We start from the raw sequence: 16,454 nt of genomic DNA on the forward strand, positions 1-16,454 counted from the left end.
GTCAGTGCTCGTCGTAGTGGTCGTCGTGCCGCGCGTGCCGGTGGCCGTCGTGGACGTGGTCGACGTGGTCGCCGTGCTGGACGGTCTCGTGCTCGTCGCCCTCGACCGCGTGGTCGTGCTCCTCGACGCCGTGCTCCGCGATGCGGTGCTCGTCGTGCTCGGTGCCGTCGGTGTCCGTCATGGTCCGTTCCTTCCGTTGTGAGATCGGTTCTCAACAGACTACGGGCCGCGCGCATCGGTGTCCGCCCTTCCGGCACGGACCGTGGCGTGCCAGGGTCGGAAGCGTGTACACCGACATCACCGGCCCCGAACTCACCTCGTACCGCGGCAGCGTCGCCGAACCGGACGACTTCGACGACTTCTGGCGGCGCACCCTCGAGGCAGCCCGCCAGCACGAGGTCGACGTCCGGCTGACCCCGGTCGACACCGGCCTGACGACGGTCGACACCTACGACGTGACCTTCGCCGGGTGGGATGGGCAGCGCATCGCGGCGTGGCTCACCGTCCCGGCCGGCACCGCACCGGGTGCACCGGTCCCCGCGGTCGTCGAGTACCTCGGGTACGGCGGCGGACGCGGCCTGCCGACCGAGCGGCTGCTCTGGGCATCGGCCGGGTACGCGCACCTGCTCATGGACACGCGCGGCCAGGGGTCGGGGTGGGCGACCGGTGACACCCCGGACCCGGACGGCAGCGGCCCGGCGATCCCGGGCGTGATGACGCGCGGCATCGAGTCGCCGGAGACGTACTACTACCGGCGACTGACCACCGACGCGGTCCGCGCCGTGGACGCCGTGCGGGCCGTCGACCTGGTGGACGGCACCCGGGTGGCGGTGCTCGGCGGCAGCCAGGGCGGCGGCATGGCGATCGCGGTGGCCGGTCTCGTCGAGGGCCTGGCCGGGGTGTTCCCGCGGGTGCCGTTCCTGTGCGACCAGCGGCACGCCACGACGATCACGGACGCGTACCCGTACCACGAGGTCGTCGACTACCTGGCGACGCACCGGACCGCGACGGAGCGGGTGTTCCGCACGCTGGCGTACTTCGACGGGGTGCTGCACGCGGCGCGTGCGACGGCGCCGGCGTGGTTCTCGGTGGCGCTGATGGACCCGATCTGCCCGCCGTCGACGGTCTACGCCGCCCACAACGCCTGGGCCGGCCCGAAGGAGATCACCGTCTGGGAGTACAACGGCCACGACGGCGGCGGAGCGCACGAGGACGCGGACACGCTGCCCCGCCTGCGGTCCGTGCTCGGCTGACGAGCGGGCTGCTCGACCGAGGGACGGGCCGCTCGCCTGCCGGAGGGCTGTCCAGGCGAGCGCGGTGCGCACGTACGCCACGAGGGCGTTTGCGCGCCCGAGCCCCATCCCGTGCTCGGTCCCGAGCCCCCAACGACCTCCATGTGTCACGCCGGCCCGGCCAGGGCCAGGAGCGCCGTCCGCGCGACGGCCAGCTCCCGGTCGTCCAGGTAGCGCGCGACGGACGCCGCGTTCGCCAGGCCCTCCGCCGCGTGCCGGAACACGAGGGCCCGGTCCTCCGGCAGCCCGTCCTGCGCGAACACGGTGCGCCAGTGCGCCGCGTCGGCGGCGATCACCCGCTCCATGCCCGGAAGACCCATCAGGCTCCCCCACAGCGCGGTCGGCGAGAAGAACGCCATGGCCCGCTCGCTGCCACCGCAGAGCGTCCGCACCTACGCGCGGAGCACCCGACCCGCCGCTCCTCGGACTCGTCGACGTGTCGCATCACCTCGTCCGTGAACTCCTGGAGGCCGTGCTCCGCCACCGCCAGGAGCTGGTCGGTCGGCGTGACGCGGTCGTGATCCGCTGGCGGTGGCGTCGGACGGGAGGCAGGACACCGGCCGTCACGCGCCTCCCGTCGGCGTGCCAGCGGCGTTCCGGACCGACGGTGGCCCGTCACCACCTGATGCGCGCGAACTCCTCGTGCAGCCGGCGTGCCCGGCCCGGGTGCACCTGTTCGACCCACCCGATCCGTCCGAGCAGGTGTGCCCGGAAGTCCGCGTGGCCGGCACGGTCCTGGGACGCCGGCCCGTGCTCCACGCAGTTGTGCAGGACGGCGTGCAGGCGGTCGACCTCGCGGCGGCCGGGGGACGTCCGCTCGTTCACCACCACGCCGGTGACCGACTGTCGGACCCCGCGTCGGCGCACCCGCGTCTTGGCGGGGTTGAGGCGGTGGCCCTGGTCGGTCACGATGCGGTCGACGCCGCGGAGGAACGCGTCCACCCGACCGGCGAGTGCCGTCCCGCCGCTGAAGGTGAGGTCGTCGGCGTACCGGGTGTAGACCGCCCCGGACGCGGCGGCCCACCCGGCCAGGCGGGCGTCGAGGTGTCGGAGCACCGTGTTCGCGAGCGCCGGGGACGACGGTGCGCCCTGCGGCAGGTGCGCGTCGGCGAGTGCTCGCCGGAGAGCGGCGCGGTCGTCCAGGCTGCCGCCGTCCGGCATCGCGCGGAGGACGTGGACGGGGACGCTGTGGGTGCAGAGGCCGGTGAGGACGTGGGCGAGCGGTTCGGCGTACCCGGCGGACCGGAGGACGCCGTACACGGAAGGGGCCCGGACCGACGCGAAGAACGTGGTGAGGTCGGCGGTGACGACGACCTCCTGACCCGTGTGCGCGGCGGCGCCGGTGACGACGCTGCGGCCGGCGACGAAGCCGTGTGCCGCGTCGTGGACGGGCAGGTGCACGAGGAGCTCGTCGAGGAGCGTCCGCTGGGTCCGTCGCAGCAGGTCCATGGGCTTCTCGAGCAGGCGGGGAGTCCTGCCGGGGCGGCGGACCCACTCGTGCCGGTGGTGGTGCAGCGGGCTCGACGCTCCCGGTCGTCGGTTCCACCCGCGGGTGTCGGCGAGCCAGAGCAGGTGCCCGACGGTCAGGTCGAGCTCCCGTGCCAGCTCGGGCAGGGTGTCGACGAGCAGGCGGCTCGACACGGTGGGGACCGCGCGGACCGGCACCGCGCGCCGCTGCAGCACCCGGACGGGACGTCGGTCCGCCCGACGGTGGTGGAGGCGCGCCAGGGCGGGTGCGCGGGCGACGACGGCCGCCAGTTGCCGCGGTGCTCCGACGGGAGGCCGGGGGTACGTCTCGAGGGCGGCCCGGACCGCGAGTCCCACGTAGGCGCGCTCCGGCCCGACGACGTCGAGGCCCGCGGCCGTCAGGTGCGCTGTGTCCCACCCCTCGGCGGCGAGGAACGCGTCGGCGAGCGCCGTGGCGACCACGTCGAGGGGCGTGGGGTTCCCGGGGGACCTGTCGGTGCCTCCGTGAGGGAGCGCGCGCGGAGCGCGCCGAGCCTCTCGGGGCGTGTGGTCCTGCTGGTCCTGCGTGCCCCGGGGTGACCCCGGGGAGGGCGACGCGTCGCGCGCGCCGTCCGCCTCCCCCGGGAACTCCACGCGCTCACCCTACGAGGATCGCGCTACCGTGACGAGCGACACCGCCGTCCCCGTGAGGAGCACCATGTCCGAGAACCCCGGAGCACCCGGTCCCACCGCACCGTCCGACGCGTCGGGAGGGCGGTACCGTGCGCTCGACACCGACGCGAAGCTCGCCGTGCTGCTCGCCGAGGAGCGCGAACTCGACCACGACGTGTTCGACCTCGACGACGCGTGGGCGGTCGGGTCGTGGATCCGTCGGACGGCGCTGGAGCGGGGGCTCGGCGTGGGCTTCGCGGTGTCGTTCGGTGAGCAGCGGGTCTTCCACGCGGCGACGCCCGGGTCCGGCGCGGTGAACGATGCCTGGCTGGACCGGAAGTTCCGGGTGGTGCGGCACTTCGCGCACTCGACCCTCGCCGTCCGCACGCAGTACGAGGCGGGCGGGTCGACCTTCGACGAGGCAGCGGCCCTCGATCCCCGGCAGTACCAGGCGGCGGGCGGTGGTTTCCCGCTGCTCGTCCGCGGGCTGCTCGTCGGTGCCGTCGGTGTCAGCGGGCTGGAGATGCACGACGACCACGCGCTCGTCGTCGAGGCCCTCCGCGCACACCGGGCCGGACGCGCGTGACGGACCGGGCGCGCGTGACGGACCGGACCGCGGAGGACTGCGTCTTCTGCCGGCTCATCGCGACGGACGACCCCGACGTCACGTGGATCGAGCGGGAGCCGGACGCGGTCGCGTTCCGGCCGCTGCCGGAGTCGGTCCTCGCCCCGGGGCACACGCTGGTCGTCCCGCGGGAGCACGCTACGGGCCTCCTGGACGCGTCCCCGGACGCGCTCCGCGCGACGACCCTGCTCGCGCAGCGGGTCGGCCGGGCGATGCGGGGTGCGCTCGGCGCGACCGGTGTTGTCGTGCTCAGCGCGACCGGGGCGGACGCGGGGCAGAGCGTGCCGCACCTGCACCTGCACGTCGTGCCCTGCTGGCCGGACGACGGGGTGCTGCGCTGGCCGGAGCAGCGGTCAGCCCACGTGGTGGACGGCGACGCGTCGGCGATGCTCGCGGAGATGTTCGAGTGACCGTGCCGGACGGACGCCCGACGGCGGTGCGGCTCGTCCGCTCCCCCTCGTTGAGCCCGACGGCGGAGTACGCGTACGCCGCGACCGTCCCGGCCGGCACGCGACTGGTGTTCCTCGCCGGCTCGTGTCCGATCGACGCCTCGGGGGCGACCGTCGCACCGGGCGACCACGCGGCCCAGGCGGCGCAGTGCGTCGCGAACCTGCGGCAGGCGCTCCCGGACGCGGGTGCTCGGATGCGGGACGTCGTCAGTACCCGCGTGCTCGTGGCGTCGTCGCGGCAGGCCGACCTGGTGCGCGCGTGGGAGGTCGTCCGCGACGCGTTCGGCGAGCACGACGTGCCGAGCACCCTGCTCGGCGTGACCGTGCTCGGGTACGACGACCAGTTGGTCGAGGTCGAAGCGGTGGCGGCGGTCCTCGACGACACGGCGGACTGACCCGCAGTACGACCCGGCACCGGCACCGGCACCGGCACAGACCCCCGCAGTGCGCGGGCACCGTGCGCGGGTCCCAGGCGCGGGTCCCCGGCTCAGGACCCGGCTCGGGCCCCGGCTCAGAGGGCTTCGAGCACTTCGAGCGCCCGCTGCACCCCGTGCTCCCGCCGCATGCGCCCGCCTACCTCGGCTGCCCGCTCCCGGCGGTCGAGGGCGTCGCGCACCGCGGGCACGAGGGTGTCGGCCGTCAGGTGGCGCAGCGGGACCGGGGCGGCGGCGATCCCCCGTCGGTGCAGCTGGGCGGCCCAGAACGGCTGGTCGGCGGTGACCGGCACGACGACCGCGGGCACGCCGGCTCGGGCGACCGCGTGCGAGGTCCCGGCCCCGCCGTGGTGCACGGCGAGCGTCGCGGCCGGCAGCACCGCGTCGAACGGCACCGACCGCACCGCCAGCACGTCGGGACCGCGGCACTCCGCCGGCAGCACGAGCCCGCCCCACCCGGTGACGAGCAGGACACGGAGGCCGTGGGAGCGGGCGGCGGTGACGATCGCGCTCCCCCGTGCCGACGGGTCCCCGGTCGCCATCGAGCCGAACGAGGCGACGACGAACGGTCCGGCGCGCACGAAGTCGTCGACGATCGGCCCCGGGGACGCGGTCGGCCCCTCCTCGTACCAGGCGCCCGTCTGGTGGACCCGGTCCGGCCAGTCGTCGGGCCGGGGCAGCAGCTCGGGGCTCACGGCCATGAGCGTGGCGCGCGAGGGCGACCGCCGGCTGGGCCGACGACCGCTCGGCAGCTCGGCGGCGGCGCGGGCCACGTCACCGTCGAAGAGGCGTGCGACGGCGCGCGGCACCCGGTAGGTGACCCGGTTGCCCCCGCCGAGGTCACGCGTGGCCGTGGGACCGCCGGCCGCGGGGAACCGCTCGCTCGGGGTGGCCACCGGCGCGAACTCCGCCAGCACCCGGGGCACGCCGAGCGCGTCCGCCACCATCGGGGCGCTGAGGACCAGCGGGTGGTGCACCACCACGTCGGGCTCGAAGGCGACCGTCTCACGCACCGCGCTGGCGAGCATCCGCCGCATCCCGGGCCGGACCTCGGCGTGCAGGTGGTGTGCGAGCGCCCACGGGTTGCGACCGGCCGGGGCGAGCACCCGCCGCACGTCGAGACCGAGCGGCACGGTGTCCACCCCCTCGGGTGCGTGCGCGTCGTCGGGCAGTGCCAGCCGGACCTCGTGTCCGCGGGACGCGGCGTGTCGCGCGAGGGCGGCGAAGGGCTCCACGTCGCCCCGGGTGCCGGCGGTGAGGAGCATCATGCGCATCCGCCCAGTGTGGCCGGGCCGCGGTGGACCGACGTCGAGGTGTGCCGGGTACGCTCGGGCGCGTGACCGACGGCAGCGAGCGGGTGTCGCGCACAGCACCGTCGGAGATCGGCGTGGCCGTGCGCCGCCTCGTGCACATCTCGCGCCCGGTGCTGTGGATCAACACCATCGGCTCCGGGCTCGTCGCCGTGTGGCTCACCGGCGCGCTGTTCGACCTGCGGGCCCTGCCGGTCATCCTGTGGCTGACCTTGCCGTTCAACCTGCTCATCTACGGCGTCAACGACATCTACGACCAGGACACGGACGCGACCAACCCCCGCAAGGGCTCCATCGAGGGCGCCCGGATCCGGCAGTCGGAGGTGCGGCTCATCGCCTGGGCCGTCGCGGTCGTCAACGTCCCGTTCCTCGTCGTCTTCCTGCTGACGCTGCCGCCGCTCGCGAACGCCGCGATCCTGCTCTACGCCGGCGTCTTCGTCTTCTACTCCGCCCCGCCGCTGCGCTTCAAGGCACGGCCCTTCGTCGACTCGCTGAGCAACGCGGCCTACGCGCTGCCGCTGGCCATCGTCCCCGCGGCCCTCTCGGTGCCGCCGGTCTGGCCCGCCGCCCTCGGTCTGATGGCGTGGAGCGTGGCCAAGCACGCGTTCGACGCGGTCCAGGACATCGTGGAGGACCGGGACGCCGGCATCACCACCACCGCGGTCCGGCTCGGTGCGCGCGGGACGGCCCTGTGGAGCGGCGCCTGGTGGATCGTCTCCACGGCGCTGTTCGCCGTGGTGAGCGTGCCCGTGGCGGCCGTCAACCTGCTCATCGCCGGTGTCCTCGTGGTGCGCCTGCTCCGCGACCCGACGCCGGAGACCGGGCACCGCCTCTACCGGCTGTCGGTCGCCTTCCCGTACATCGCGGGGTCGTTCGCCGGGGTCCTGCTCATGGTCTGGATCGTGCTGGGAGGCGCCTCGTGAAGCGCATCGTCGTCGTCGGTGGCGGGATCGGTGGCCTCACCGCCGCCGCACTGCTCGCACACGCCGGACACCGGGTCACCCTGTTCGAGGCCTCCACCGAGCTCGGCGGCAAGAGCCGACGCATCCAGCTGGGCGAGGACCGCATCGACACCGGTCCGTCGCTCGTGACGTTCCCGGCGGTGTGGGACGAACTGCTGCGACGGCTCGGCGACGGTGGACGCGACGCCGACCGCACCCGTGACGACGGCCACCTCGACCTGGTGCGCATGCCCGAGGTGGGCCGCTACTACCACGACGGCGAGGAGACCTCGCTGCCGGTGGCACCGGACCACCCCTGGTACCCCGCGTGGCGCCGCTTCTCCGACCTGCACGCGCCCCTCGCCGACGACGTGACCGAACTGCTGCTCGCCGACCCGCTCGACCGGGCCGCCCTCCCGGCGCTCCGACGGTTGCTCGCGGTGTACGGCTCCCGCCTCACCACCCGCGCGTACCTCGACAGCCTGCCGTGGCTGCCGGACGGCCTGCGCGAGGTCATCGCGATCCACACCCTCAACGCCGGCGTCTCGCCCGCCCGCACCCCGGCCCTCTACGCGAGCATGCCGGCGATCATGGCCGAGACCGGGGCCTGGGTGCCTCGCGGAGGCGTCCACGAGATCGTGCTCGCGCTGGGCCGGCTGTCCGAGGCGGCCGGGGTCGAGGTGCGCACCGGCGAGGCCGTCACCCGGATCGAGCGCGGGTCGGTCACCACCGACGCCGGCCACCACCCCGCCGACCTCGTCGTGAGCGCCCTGGACGCAGACCGGCTCGCCACGCTGACGGCACCGTCGCGGCTCCCGACGCTCCCCCGGCTGCGCCCCCGCACCCTCTCCTGCTCGGCGATCGCGGTCTACGGCGTGCTGCGGGAGGAGCTGCCCGCGGACCTCGCGACGCACAGCGTGGTGCTGCCGACGAAGCCTGCTGCGCTGCACCGCAGCCTCGAGGCGGGTGACGAGCCGGCGGACACCATGGTGTTCGTCAACCAGTACCGCGCCGGCGAGGTGTACCCGAACCCGCACAGCACCCTCGGCATCCTGCTCACCGCGCCCGCCGACGGCGGTCACTACTCGGTCGAGCACCCGTTCGTGCGGCGCGAGGTCGACCGCGTCTCGCGCGCGATGGGACTCGACGGGCCGCTCACCGACCTCCTCGACGAGCAGGTCGTGCTCGATCCGCAGTACTACGGCGGGGGCGGCGAACCGCACGGCGCGCTGTACGGCGCGGCGCGACCACCGTGGCTGAGCGGGCCGTTCCACCGCCCCTCGTACAACGACCCCTGGCGGCCCTGGCTGTGGCGGGTCGGTGCGTCCGTGCACCCCGGCGGCGGCATCCCGGCCGTCGTGGGCGGCGCGATGATCGCGGTGACCCGCCTGCTGAAGTCGACCCCGGCCTGACACCGCGGCGCCGGCGGCACCGTCGAGCATTCGGACGCGACCGACGCACCGTCGGACACGACCGGTGACGGACGGGAGGCCCGGGACCAGCTGGTCCCGGGCCTCACGTCCGACAGGGCGTCGCGTCAGCGGCGCGAGCCGCCGCGCACGACCAGCAGCGCCGCACCGGCGAGGCCGAGCCAGACCAGCGGACGCGTGACGCGCCGGCGCTTCGCGACCCAGCCGCCGTCGGTAGCGTTGCCCTGGTCGGCGGGGGCGTAGAGGTTGCCGTCCGTGGGCGCCTGCTGCCCGCGCAGCGCGAAGACCTCGACGGCCGGGCGCGTGATGCGGTGGAACAGCCACGGCACGATGAACTCGGCCGGGACGAGCGACGCCTGGATGCGGCCGACGTAGCGGTTGCGCTTCGGGTGCCGGGCCTCGGCGACGACGGCCTTCGCCGCGCGCTGCACGGACACGGTCGGCGGCAGCGGGTGCGAGGCCTTCTCGGTGTAGTTGGCGCCGTTCTGGTAGATCGGGGTGTCGATCGTCGACGGCAGCACGGCGCCGAAGCGGATGCGCGTGCCGATGTGCTCGTCGGCGAGGACGTCCATCAGGCCGAGGGCCGCGTGCTTGCTCGTCACGTAGGCCGACTGGTACGGCGCTGAGAGCAGCGACTGGATCGAGCCGACGAGGACGTACGTGCCCTCGCCGCGCTGCTTCCAGTGCGGCAGGAGTGCCTTCACCGCGTGGACGTGGCCGTGCAGGTTCGTGTCGACGACGCGCTTGAAGGCCTCGGTCGGGGTCTGCTCGAACAGCCCGTAGACGAAGAGCGCCGCGTTGCCGACGAAGACGTCGATGCGTCCGTAGCGGCTGGTCACGGTGCCGACCAGGTCGTTCACCTGGCGCTCGTCGGCGACGTCGGTGGGGATCGCGGTCGCCTCGGCGCCGAGCTCCCGGCACTCGGCGGCGGCGGCCTCGAGGCTCTCGACCCCGCGTGCGGCGAGGACGAGCGTGGCGCCCTGCTTCGCGAACTCGTGCGCAGCCGCTCGGCCGATGCCGCTCGATGCTCCGGTGATGACGACGACCTTGCCGCGGAAACGTGAACCCATGCTCCCCTGGCTACCCGCTCGCCGCTGGTCGCGGGCACAGCGCGACTGTCCCCCGGGTCAGCGGGCCGTGCGCAGCGCCGCGTCGGTCCGGCGGCCGAGGGGCCCCACGAGGGTCGTCACGTACGTGCGGGTCAGGTGGTGCGAGTCCCGGTAGACGAGCACGTTGCCGATGACCGCCGGGCAGGACCCCGCGGTGCAGAACGAGGACGTCATGTCCACCACGACGGCGCCGGGCGTCGCGCGGGCGGCGTCCACGAGCCGGTCCCCGGACGCGAAGGCCCGGTCGGTGCCGATCCGGCAGGCCCCCGGCGCCTCCGGGTGCCGGTCGACGCAGCGCTGCACGCCGCTGCCGACCGCGGGCGTGTCCCGGATCGCGACGATCGTCGCGCCCCGGTCGACCAGGGGCTGCCAGGAGGCCCGGTACCCGTCACGCGCGCTGCTCGCCGGGTCCGCCCCCACCGGGGTGCCGCGGAGGTCCGCCCGCGCGGCCGTGAAGACGAGGTCGAACGGCGCCTGGGCCGCGAAGGAGCGGTCGACCGCCCGGTTCCAGGAACCGCACCGGCCCCGGTCGGCGGCGGACACGTCGGACCACGCGACGTGGGAGAACTCGCACCCGCCCTTCACGACGAGGTGCAGCTCCCACCCGCGCTGGCGGGCGAGTGCGCCGAGCGCCGACGACCACTGGTGCGCGTGCGAGTCCCCGACCAGGGCGACCCGTGTGCCGCCCCGGACGCCGACGACGCAGCTGCGGGCCGCGGTCGCCTCGGCCTGGCAGTCGTCCCACGTCGGGTCGACGTCGTACGCGGCGGTCATCGTCGACGGCGTGGTCCCGCGCCCGGGCAGTCCGGCGACGTCGCAGCCGCTGCCCGGAGCGATGGCCGCCGCGCCCCAGCACCGGTCGCCGTCGGTGCGGAGCTCGGCGGCGAGCGCCCGGTCCTCGCGGAGCTGGCCGGTCAGGGCCGCCCACCCGGCCGTCGGGGCGAGGAGCACCAGGGCGGTGCCGGCCGCCACGACGGCGAAGGTGACGCGCGGGCGGAGGCGGGCGAGCCTCCCGGCCGTGACGCGACGCTCGACGAGGACCGCGGTGAGGTGCGCGAGGACGGCGGACAGGAGGACCGTGGCGGCGACGCGGGCCGGGGTCGGCAGGTCGACGGCGCGCGGGAGCAGGAGCGCGACCGGCCAGTGCCAGAGGTACAGCGGGTAGGAGACGTCCCCGAGCCAGCGGACCGGCCGGAGGGTCGTGGCGCGGGCGAGCGGACCGTGCTCGGCGCGGGCGGCGACGACGAGGGCGGTGGCGACGACGGGGAGGACGGCGGCGGACCCGGGGTACGGGACCGCGGGGGTGAAGAGCACCCCGCAGGCGACGAGGCCGGCCCAGCCGACGAGCGCGACGGCGGTCCGGACCCGCGGGCGCTGCCCGGTGCCGGTGGGCAGGACCGCGAGGAGGCCGCCGACGCCGAACTCCCACGCCCGGGTGTGCGGCCAGAAGTAGGCCGGCGCCGGGTCCGTGGCGGTGAGGACCACCGAGCAGGCGAGCGACGCGACCACGACGGCGACGATGGCGAGGCCGACCGCGACCGTCCCGGGGCCGGTGCCGGTGCCGGTGCCGGACGGTGCCGTCCGGCGCCCGCCGCTCACTCGCCACACGGCCAGGAGCAGGAGCGGCCACACCAGGTAGGACTGCTCCTCGACGCCGAGGGACCAGAAGTGCTCGAACGGGGTGGACGGGTCCCCGGCGGCGAGGTAGTCGGTGCTCGATGCGGCGAGCGCCCAGTTCTCGACGGACAGCGCACTCGCGGCGAGGTGCGTGCCGAGGGTGGGCCAGTCCTCGCGGGGGGACAGCAGGACGGCGGCGACGGCGGTCACGGCGAGGACGAGCAGCGCCCCTGGGGCGAGTCGGCGTGCCCGGCGTGCCCAGAACCCGGCGAGGTCGATGCGTCCGTCGTGCCGCAGCCCGCGGAGGAGCTGGCCGGTGATGAGGTACCCGGAGACGACGAAGAACGCGTCCACGCCGACGAAGCCGCCGCGCAGCCAGCCGACGTCGAGGTGGTAGACGAGCACGAGCACGACGGCCACGGCGCGGATCGCGTGGACGTCGGTGCGGAAGGGGCCGTGCTGCGGTGCCATCAGGGGTGACGGTAGGCACGGTGGGTGAACGGCAGGGGACGCCACCGGCTCTCGGGCACCAGGCGTGCTCCGCGGGCCCCGCGCGCCGCCGACCGGGTACCGTCGTGGCGGGTCGTCGCTGCCGTGACCCGTCCCCCGCAGCGGCCCGGCCACGTCGTCGTGCCGCGCTGACCGCTCGGAGCGCCATGCCCTTCTTCCGTCCCGGCTCCTCGTCGTCGTCCACGACGACCCCCGACACCGAGCCGAGCCGCCGCTCGCCCTGGTCCGACGGCTTCGGTCGTCTCGCGGTCCGCTGCTTCCAGGTGATCGGGGTCGCCGTCATCCTGGCCGGCGTGGTGTCCGCGCTGGGCCAGGTCGGCGTCGTCACGATCCCCGTGCTGCTGGCGCTCATCATCGCGTCGGCCATGCACCCGCTGGCCGGCTGGCTCCGGCGGCACGGGGTGCCGTCGGTGCTCGCGACGATCATCTGCTTCGTGTCGGTCCTCGCGGTGCTCGGGGCGATCGGGTGGTTGCTCGTCACGGCGGTCTCGCAGCAGCTGCCGGCGCTGCGCGAGTCGGCGGTCGACGGGCTCCAGCAGCTGCAGGACCTGGCGCGGCACCTGCCGGTGACCATCACCGACCAGCAGATCGACGACGCGGTGGACACCGTCGTCGGCTTCGTCACGAGTGCCCGGTTCGGGTCGAGTGCGCTGGCGGGCATCTCCGCCGTGACGAGCTTCGTCACCGGCGCGGTCCTCACCGCGGTGATCCTGTTCTTCTTCGTCAAGGACGGTCCGGCGCTCTGGGAGTTCCTGCTCCGTCCGTTCACCGGCGCCTCGTACGACCGGGCGCGCCGGATCGGCGACCGCGTGGTGTCGACCCTCGGGGGCTACGTGCGTGGCACGGCAGCGGTCGCCGCGTTCGACGGCGTCGCGATCGGGACGGGACTCGTCCTGCTCGGGGTGCCGTTGGCGGTGCCGCTCGCGGTGGTGGCGTTCGTGACGTCGTTCATCCCGATGATCGGCGCACCGATCGCGGGCACCCTGGCCGCACTCGTGACGCTCGTCGCCCTGGGCCCCTGGCAGGCGGTGGTCGTCGTGGTCATCGTGGTGGTCGTGAACCAGATCGAGGGGAACTTCCTGCAGCCGGTGCTCATGGGCAGGACGCTGCAGCTGCACGGCCTGGTCATCCTGGTCGCCCTGACCGCGGGCACGGTCGTGGCGGGCATCATCGGCGCGATCGTCGCGGTGCCGCTCGTCGCGGCGGTGTGGGGTGTCGTGCAGGTGTGGGACGGCGAGGACCGTCCGGCCCGGCCGTGGCGGCAGAAGCGTCGGGAGACGGTGACGGTCGGGTCCGACTGACCGACGGGAGGCGCGGGATCCGGCCGGAGTGCGGGATCCGGCCTCTGGGGCCCGGCCGGGTTGACCCGTCCCCCGGGTGCGAGCGATCGTGGATCGATGCTCTCCCTCGTCTACATGTCCGTCGCCGTCGACGACCTCACCGACGCCCAGCTCGTCGACCTGCTGCGGGACGCCCGCCTGAAGAACGACGCACTCGGCGTGTCCGGCCTGCTCGTCGCGAAGGAGGGCCGCTTCATGCAGGTCCTCGAGGGTCCGGCCTGGAGCGTCGAGGACCGCTTCGCCGCGATCCAGCACGACCCGCGGCACACCGACGTCCGGTCCCTCAGCCGCGAGGACGTCGACGCCCGCCGGTTCGACGGCTGGTCGATGGCGTTCGGCACGCCCTCGGACGCGGCCCTCCGCGACGAGCCCGGCTTCAGCGACTTCCTGCAGCGCCGCGGCGGGCTGCCCGCGGGGCTGGCCGGCTCGCCCGCCGACTGGCTCCTCCGCTGGTTCCGCGGCCGACAGCTGCAGGAGACGCCCCTCGAGGCCGTCTCGCTCGGCAGGCACGCCGCCTGACGCCACCGGCCCCCGCAGCGACGGTCCCGGCGGCCCCGGTGCCTGTGGCCCGGTTCCCGACCGTGGCGGTCCTGGTCACCGATCGCACCGACGCCGGCCGCCCGGGTGGCCGCGGTACCCGGTGTTCACCTCCGTCCGGCATCGTGTCGGGGTGCAGTCCCCGCCCGTGACCGGTCCCCTCGCCCGACGCCTCCGACTGTCCGACGCCGTCGTCATCGGCCTCGGGTCGATGATCGGCGCCGGGGTCTTCGCCGCCTTCGCCCCCGCGGCCGCAGCGGCGGGCGGCGGCCTGTTCGTCGCCCTCGTCCTGGCCGGGGTCGTCGCCTTCTGCAACGCCACCTCGTCGGCGCAGCTCGCCGCGCAGTACCCCACCTCCGGAGGCGCGTACGTCTCCGGCCGCGAGCGCCTCGGCCCGTGGGCGGGCTTCGCGGCCGGCTGGGGGTTCGTCATCGGCAAGACCGCCAGTTCGGCGGCGATGGCGATCACGTTCGCCGCCTACGTCGTCCCGGAGCCGTGGCAGAAGCCCGTCGCGATCGCCGCGGTCGTGGCACTCACGGCGGTGAACACGGTCGGCATCACCCGGACGGCGCTCCTCACCCGGGTGCTCGTCGTCGTGTCGCTGCTCGCGCTGGCCGTCGTCGTCGTCATCGGCACCACCCACAGCGGACCGACCGCCGCCGATCCTGGCACCCCGGCGACACCGCTCGGCGTCCTGCAGGCCGCGGGCTTCCTGTTCTTCGCCTTCGCCGGGTACGCCCGCATCGCCACCCTCGGCGAGGAGGTCGTCGACCCCGCCCGGACCATCCCCCGCGCCGTCACGACGGCGCTCACCGTCACGCTCGTCGTCTACGCGCTCGTCGCGCTCGCCGCGGTGCACGCGCTCGGTCCGGGAGGCACGGCCGCCTCCCCCGCCCCCCTCCGGTCCGTCGTCGCCACAGCCGGGCTCGCCTGGCCCGGCGTCGTCGTGCAGGTCGGCGCAGCCGCAGCGTCGCTCGGCGCACTGCTCGCGATGATCGCCGGGGTCGGCCGGACGAGCCTGGCCATGGCGCGGAACCGGGACCTGCCCGGGTGGTTCGCCGCCGTGCACCCCCGCTGGCAGGTGCCCGCACGGGCCGAACTCGCCCTCGGGCTCGCGGTCTGCGTCCTGGTCGCGGTCGCAGACCTGCGCGGAGCGATCGGGTTCTCGTCCTTCGGGGTACTGCTCTACTACTTCATCGCGAACGTGGCCGCCCTGACGCAGGAGCGACGCGACCGGCGGTACCCGCGCCTCCTGGCCGTGGTCGGCGCGGTCGGGTGCGTCGTCCTGGTCGCGGCGCTGCCGGTCGTCTCGATCGTGGGCGGGCTCGTCGTCACCGCCGTGGGACTCGGGTACCGGGGCGCGCGGCTCGCACTGGAGCGTCGGGCCGCGCGCTGAGGGGCGGCCCGGTGAAGCTGCGTCACCGGGTGGTCACGGGGACGCTGGCCCGGTCGGGCAGCGTCACCGGGCGGTCACCGGGACGCTCGGCGCGCGGGCGCCGCGAGGGGAGGCCACCTCGAGCGTCACGACCACCGCCACGACGAGCAGCGCGGTCGCCGGCAACGACAGCGTCGGCACCGCGACCGAGGCGAGGACCGCGAGCGCCAGCGCCACGACGACCGCGTTCGCGCGCAGTGACAGGGACGGTCGGATCGCGAGCGCCCAGATCGACAGCACGAACAGCGCGACCGGCACGGCGACGGTCGCCGCGACGGCCGAGGACGACAGGTCGACGTGGCCGGCATCGGCGCGGACCGCCACCTCGATGCCCGCCGGCAGCGCACCGGCCACCGCGAAGACGACGTAGTGGCCGTACCCGAAGACGAGCGCCGAGCGCAGGTCGCGGATGTGGTCGTGTTGCTCCCGGGAGAAGTAGATCCACCACATGCCCACGGTCACGACGAGCCCGCAGGCGGCGAGGGTGAGCAGGGAGCCGAGGTGCTCGGTGTGCTCGAGGGCGTCGATCACGGCGTTCGCCGACGCGAGCAGCCCCTCGCCCAGGACGATGAGGGTGAACAGCGAGTACCGCTCCGCCAGGTGGTGGGTGTGCCACGGGGTCGTCTCCGCCCGGGACTCCACCCACACCGGCACGAGCAGCTCGCCGAGGATCAGGAGCGGCGCGGCGAACGGACGCGCCTCGTGCGGCAGGGCGAGCGACGCCACCCACAGGACCTGCACGACCGTGACGCCCACGGCGTACCGGATCGCGCTCGGGCGGTACCGGGCCGACGAGACCGCGGCCCGGACCCACTGCGCGACGAGCGCCAGCCGCATGACGACGTACCCGGTGATCCCGACCGTGAAGTCGCCGTCGACCATCACGGCGTGCACCCCCGCGGCCAGGACGAGGACGCCGGCCATCTGCACGACGGTCGTGACGCGGTAGAGCCAGTCGTCGGTGTCGAACGACGTGGCGAACCAGGTGAAGTTCATCCAGGCCCACCAGATCGAGAAGAACACCAGCGCGTACGACAGCACCGCGGACGTCACCGCGCCCTCGGCCTCGATCTCGTGCAGGTTCGTCGCCGCGAGCCCGACCGCCACGACGAACACCAGGTCGAAGAGCAGTTCCAGGGGGCTCGCGGCCCGGTGTCGTTGGGTCGGGTCGCGGGGCACCATCCGCCGCAGTCCGAGAGTGGTCACCAGGGAACGCTACGGCGCTGCCGGTCCGCCCACCAGTGCGCCGGAGCGAGGTCGGGCGATCACTGACGAAGTGTCGTTCCCTGCCGATCTGTCCGAGTACA

At 74.8% G+C, this 16,454-nt stretch carries 16 protein-coding genes; 9 read left to right on the forward strand and 7 right to left on the reverse strand.

The genetic code is table 11. The features are described 5' to 3' along the window. Position 1: 1 nt before the first annotated feature. Positions 2-181 (reverse strand): zinc transporter permease, encoded by a 180-nt coding sequence (locus KM842_RS06120; RefSeq protein ID WP_216261582.1) that lies wholly within the window; start codon positions 179-181, stop codon positions 2-4. A gap of 103 nt (positions 182-284) precedes the next feature. Here KM842_RS06120 and KM842_RS06125 point away from each other — a divergent pair, with 103 nt between their 5' ends. Continuing rightward, positions 285-1,253: an acetylxylan esterase gene (locus tag KM842_RS06125; RefSeq protein ID WP_253206273.1), complete on the forward strand. Its 969-nt coding sequence runs from the start codon at positions 285-287 to the stop codon at positions 1,251-1,253. A 146-nt stretch (positions 1,254-1,399) separates the two neighbouring features. On the opposite strand, the gene KM842_RS06130 is transcribed toward KM842_RS06125, so the two are convergent. Together KM842_RS06130 and KM842_RS06135 are read right to left on the reverse strand one after the other, a co-directional pair. After that, positions 1,400-1,651: a hypothetical protein gene (locus KM842_RS06130; protein WP_216261584.1), complete on the reverse strand. Its 252-nt coding sequence runs from the start codon at positions 1,649-1,651 to the stop codon at positions 1,400-1,402. A 256-nt stretch (positions 1,652-1,907) separates the two neighbouring features. Further along, positions 1,908-3,221, reverse strand: coding sequence for a reverse transcriptase family protein (locus tag KM842_RS06135; protein WP_216261585.1), 1,314 nt, complete (start codon positions 3,219-3,221; stop codon positions 1,908-1,910). A 235-nt stretch (positions 3,222-3,456) separates the two neighbouring features. Here KM842_RS06135 and KM842_RS06140 point away from each other — a divergent pair, with 235 nt between their 5' ends. The 3 genes from KM842_RS06140 to KM842_RS06150 are packed head-to-tail and all read left to right on the forward strand — an operon-like array spanning position 3,457 to position 4,879. After that, on the forward strand, positions 3,457-3,996 hold the full coding sequence (locus tag KM842_RS06140) for a heme-degrading domain-containing protein (RefSeq protein WP_216261586.1): 540 nt from the start codon (positions 3,457-3,459) through the stop codon (positions 3,994-3,996). Positions 3,997-4,010: 14 nt separating this feature from the next. Continuing rightward, positions 4,011-4,445, forward strand: coding sequence for an HIT family protein (locus KM842_RS06145; RefSeq protein WP_216261587.1), 435 nt, complete (start codon positions 4,011-4,013; stop codon positions 4,443-4,445). Positions 4,446-4,447: 2 nt separating this feature from the next. Further along, complete coding sequence (locus KM842_RS06150; protein WP_216261588.1) at positions 4,448-4,879, forward strand: RidA family protein; 432 nt, start codon at positions 4,448-4,450, stop codon at positions 4,877-4,879. Positions 4,880-4,995: 116 nt separating this feature from the next. On the opposite strand, the gene KM842_RS06155 is transcribed toward KM842_RS06150, so the two are convergent. After that, the gene (locus KM842_RS06155) at positions 4,996-6,192 is read right to left on the reverse strand and encodes a glycosyltransferase (RefSeq protein ID WP_216261589.1); all 1,197 of its coding nucleotides are present in this window, start codon (positions 6,190-6,192) and stop codon (positions 4,996-4,998) included. A 62-nt stretch (positions 6,193-6,254) separates the two neighbouring features. On the opposite strand from KM842_RS06155, the gene KM842_RS06160 reads away from it, so the two are divergent. Both KM842_RS06160 and KM842_RS06165 read left to right on the forward strand, forming a co-directional pair. Further along, positions 6,255-7,151, forward strand: coding sequence for a UbiA family prenyltransferase (locus KM842_RS06160; protein ID WP_216261590.1), 897 nt, complete (start codon positions 6,255-6,257; stop codon positions 7,149-7,151). Then, positions 7,148-8,581, forward strand: coding sequence for a phytoene desaturase family protein (locus KM842_RS06165; RefSeq protein ID WP_216261591.1), 1,434 nt, complete (start codon positions 7,148-7,150; stop codon positions 8,579-8,581). Before KM842_RS06160 ends, KM842_RS06165 begins: the two co-directional genes overlap by 4 nt. A 125-nt stretch (positions 8,582-8,706) precedes the next feature. Here KM842_RS06165 and KM842_RS06170 read toward each other — a convergent pair whose 3' ends face one another. Both KM842_RS06170 and KM842_RS06175 read right to left on the reverse strand, forming a co-directional pair. Further along, complete coding sequence (locus tag KM842_RS06170; RefSeq protein WP_216261592.1) at positions 8,707-9,669, reverse strand: SDR family NAD(P)-dependent oxidoreductase; 963 nt, start codon at positions 9,667-9,669, stop codon at positions 8,707-8,709. 57 nt (positions 9,670-9,726) lie between these two features. Next, positions 9,727-11,796 (reverse strand): acyltransferase family protein, encoded by a 2,070-nt coding sequence (locus tag KM842_RS06175; RefSeq protein WP_216261593.1) that lies wholly within the window; start codon positions 11,794-11,796, stop codon positions 9,727-9,729. Positions 11,797-11,981: 185 nt separating this feature from the next. Here KM842_RS06175 and KM842_RS06180 point away from each other — a divergent pair, with 185 nt between their 5' ends. The 3 genes from KM842_RS06180 (at position 11,982) to KM842_RS06190 (ending at position 15,108) form a co-directional block, all read left to right on the forward strand. Then, positions 11,982-13,136 (forward strand): AI-2E family transporter, encoded by a 1,155-nt coding sequence (locus KM842_RS06180; protein ID WP_216261594.1) that lies wholly within the window; start codon positions 11,982-11,984, stop codon positions 13,134-13,136. A 96-nt stretch (positions 13,137-13,232) separates the two neighbouring features. After that, positions 13,233-13,694 (forward strand): BLUF domain-containing protein, encoded by a 462-nt coding sequence (locus KM842_RS06185; protein WP_216261595.1) that lies wholly within the window; start codon positions 13,233-13,235, stop codon positions 13,692-13,694. Positions 13,695-13,845: 151 nt separating this feature from the next. After that, positions 13,846-15,108 (forward strand): APC family permease, encoded by a 1,263-nt coding sequence (locus KM842_RS06190; protein WP_253206274.1) that lies wholly within the window; start codon positions 13,846-13,848, stop codon positions 15,106-15,108. Between the two features lie 63 nt (positions 15,109-15,171). Here KM842_RS06190 and KM842_RS06195 read toward each other — a convergent pair whose 3' ends face one another. Beyond that, complete coding sequence (locus tag KM842_RS06195) at positions 15,172-16,353, reverse strand: low temperature requirement protein A (RefSeq protein WP_253206275.1); 1,182 nt, start codon at positions 16,351-16,353, stop codon at positions 15,172-15,174. Positions 16,354-16,454 lie beyond the last annotated feature (101 nt).

Origin of the sequence: Curtobacterium sp. L6-1, assembly GCF_018885305.1 — a bacterium.
Classification (GTDB): Bacteria; Actinomycetota; Actinomycetes; order Actinomycetales; family Microbacteriaceae; genus Curtobacterium; species Curtobacterium aetherium.

What these genes read in the sequence shown, in the direction of transcription:
- KM842_RS06120 (WP_216261582.1), bottom strand. Translation starts at nt 181, where the DNA reads ATGACGGACACCGACGGCACCGAGCACGACGAGCACCGCATCGCGGAG.
- KM842_RS06130 (WP_216261584.1), bottom strand. Translation starts at nt 1,651, where the DNA reads ATGGCGTTCTTCTCGCCGACCGCGCTGTGGGGGAGCCTGATGGGTCTT.
- KM842_RS06140 (WP_216261586.1), top strand. Translation starts at nt 3,457, where the DNA reads ATGTCCGAGAACCCCGGAGCACCCGGTCCCACCGCACCGTCCGACGCG.
- KM842_RS06155 (WP_216261589.1), bottom strand. Translation starts at nt 6,192, where the DNA reads ATGCGCATGATGCTCCTCACCGCCGGCACCCGGGGCGACGTGGAGCCC.
- KM842_RS06170 (WP_216261592.1), bottom strand. Translation starts at nt 9,669, where the DNA reads ATGGGTTCACGTTTCCGCGGCAAGGTCGTCGTCATCACCGGAGCATCG.
- KM842_RS06175 (WP_216261593.1), bottom strand. Translation starts at nt 11,796, where the DNA reads ATGGCACCGCAGCACGGCCCCTTCCGCACCGACGTCCACGCGATCCGC.
- KM842_RS06180 (WP_216261594.1), top strand. Translation starts at nt 11,982, where the DNA reads ATGCCCTTCTTCCGTCCCGGCTCCTCGTCGTCGTCCACGACGACCCCC.
- KM842_RS06185 (WP_216261595.1), top strand. Translation starts at nt 13,233, where the DNA reads ATGCTCTCCCTCGTCTACATGTCCGTCGCCGTCGACGACCTCACCGAC.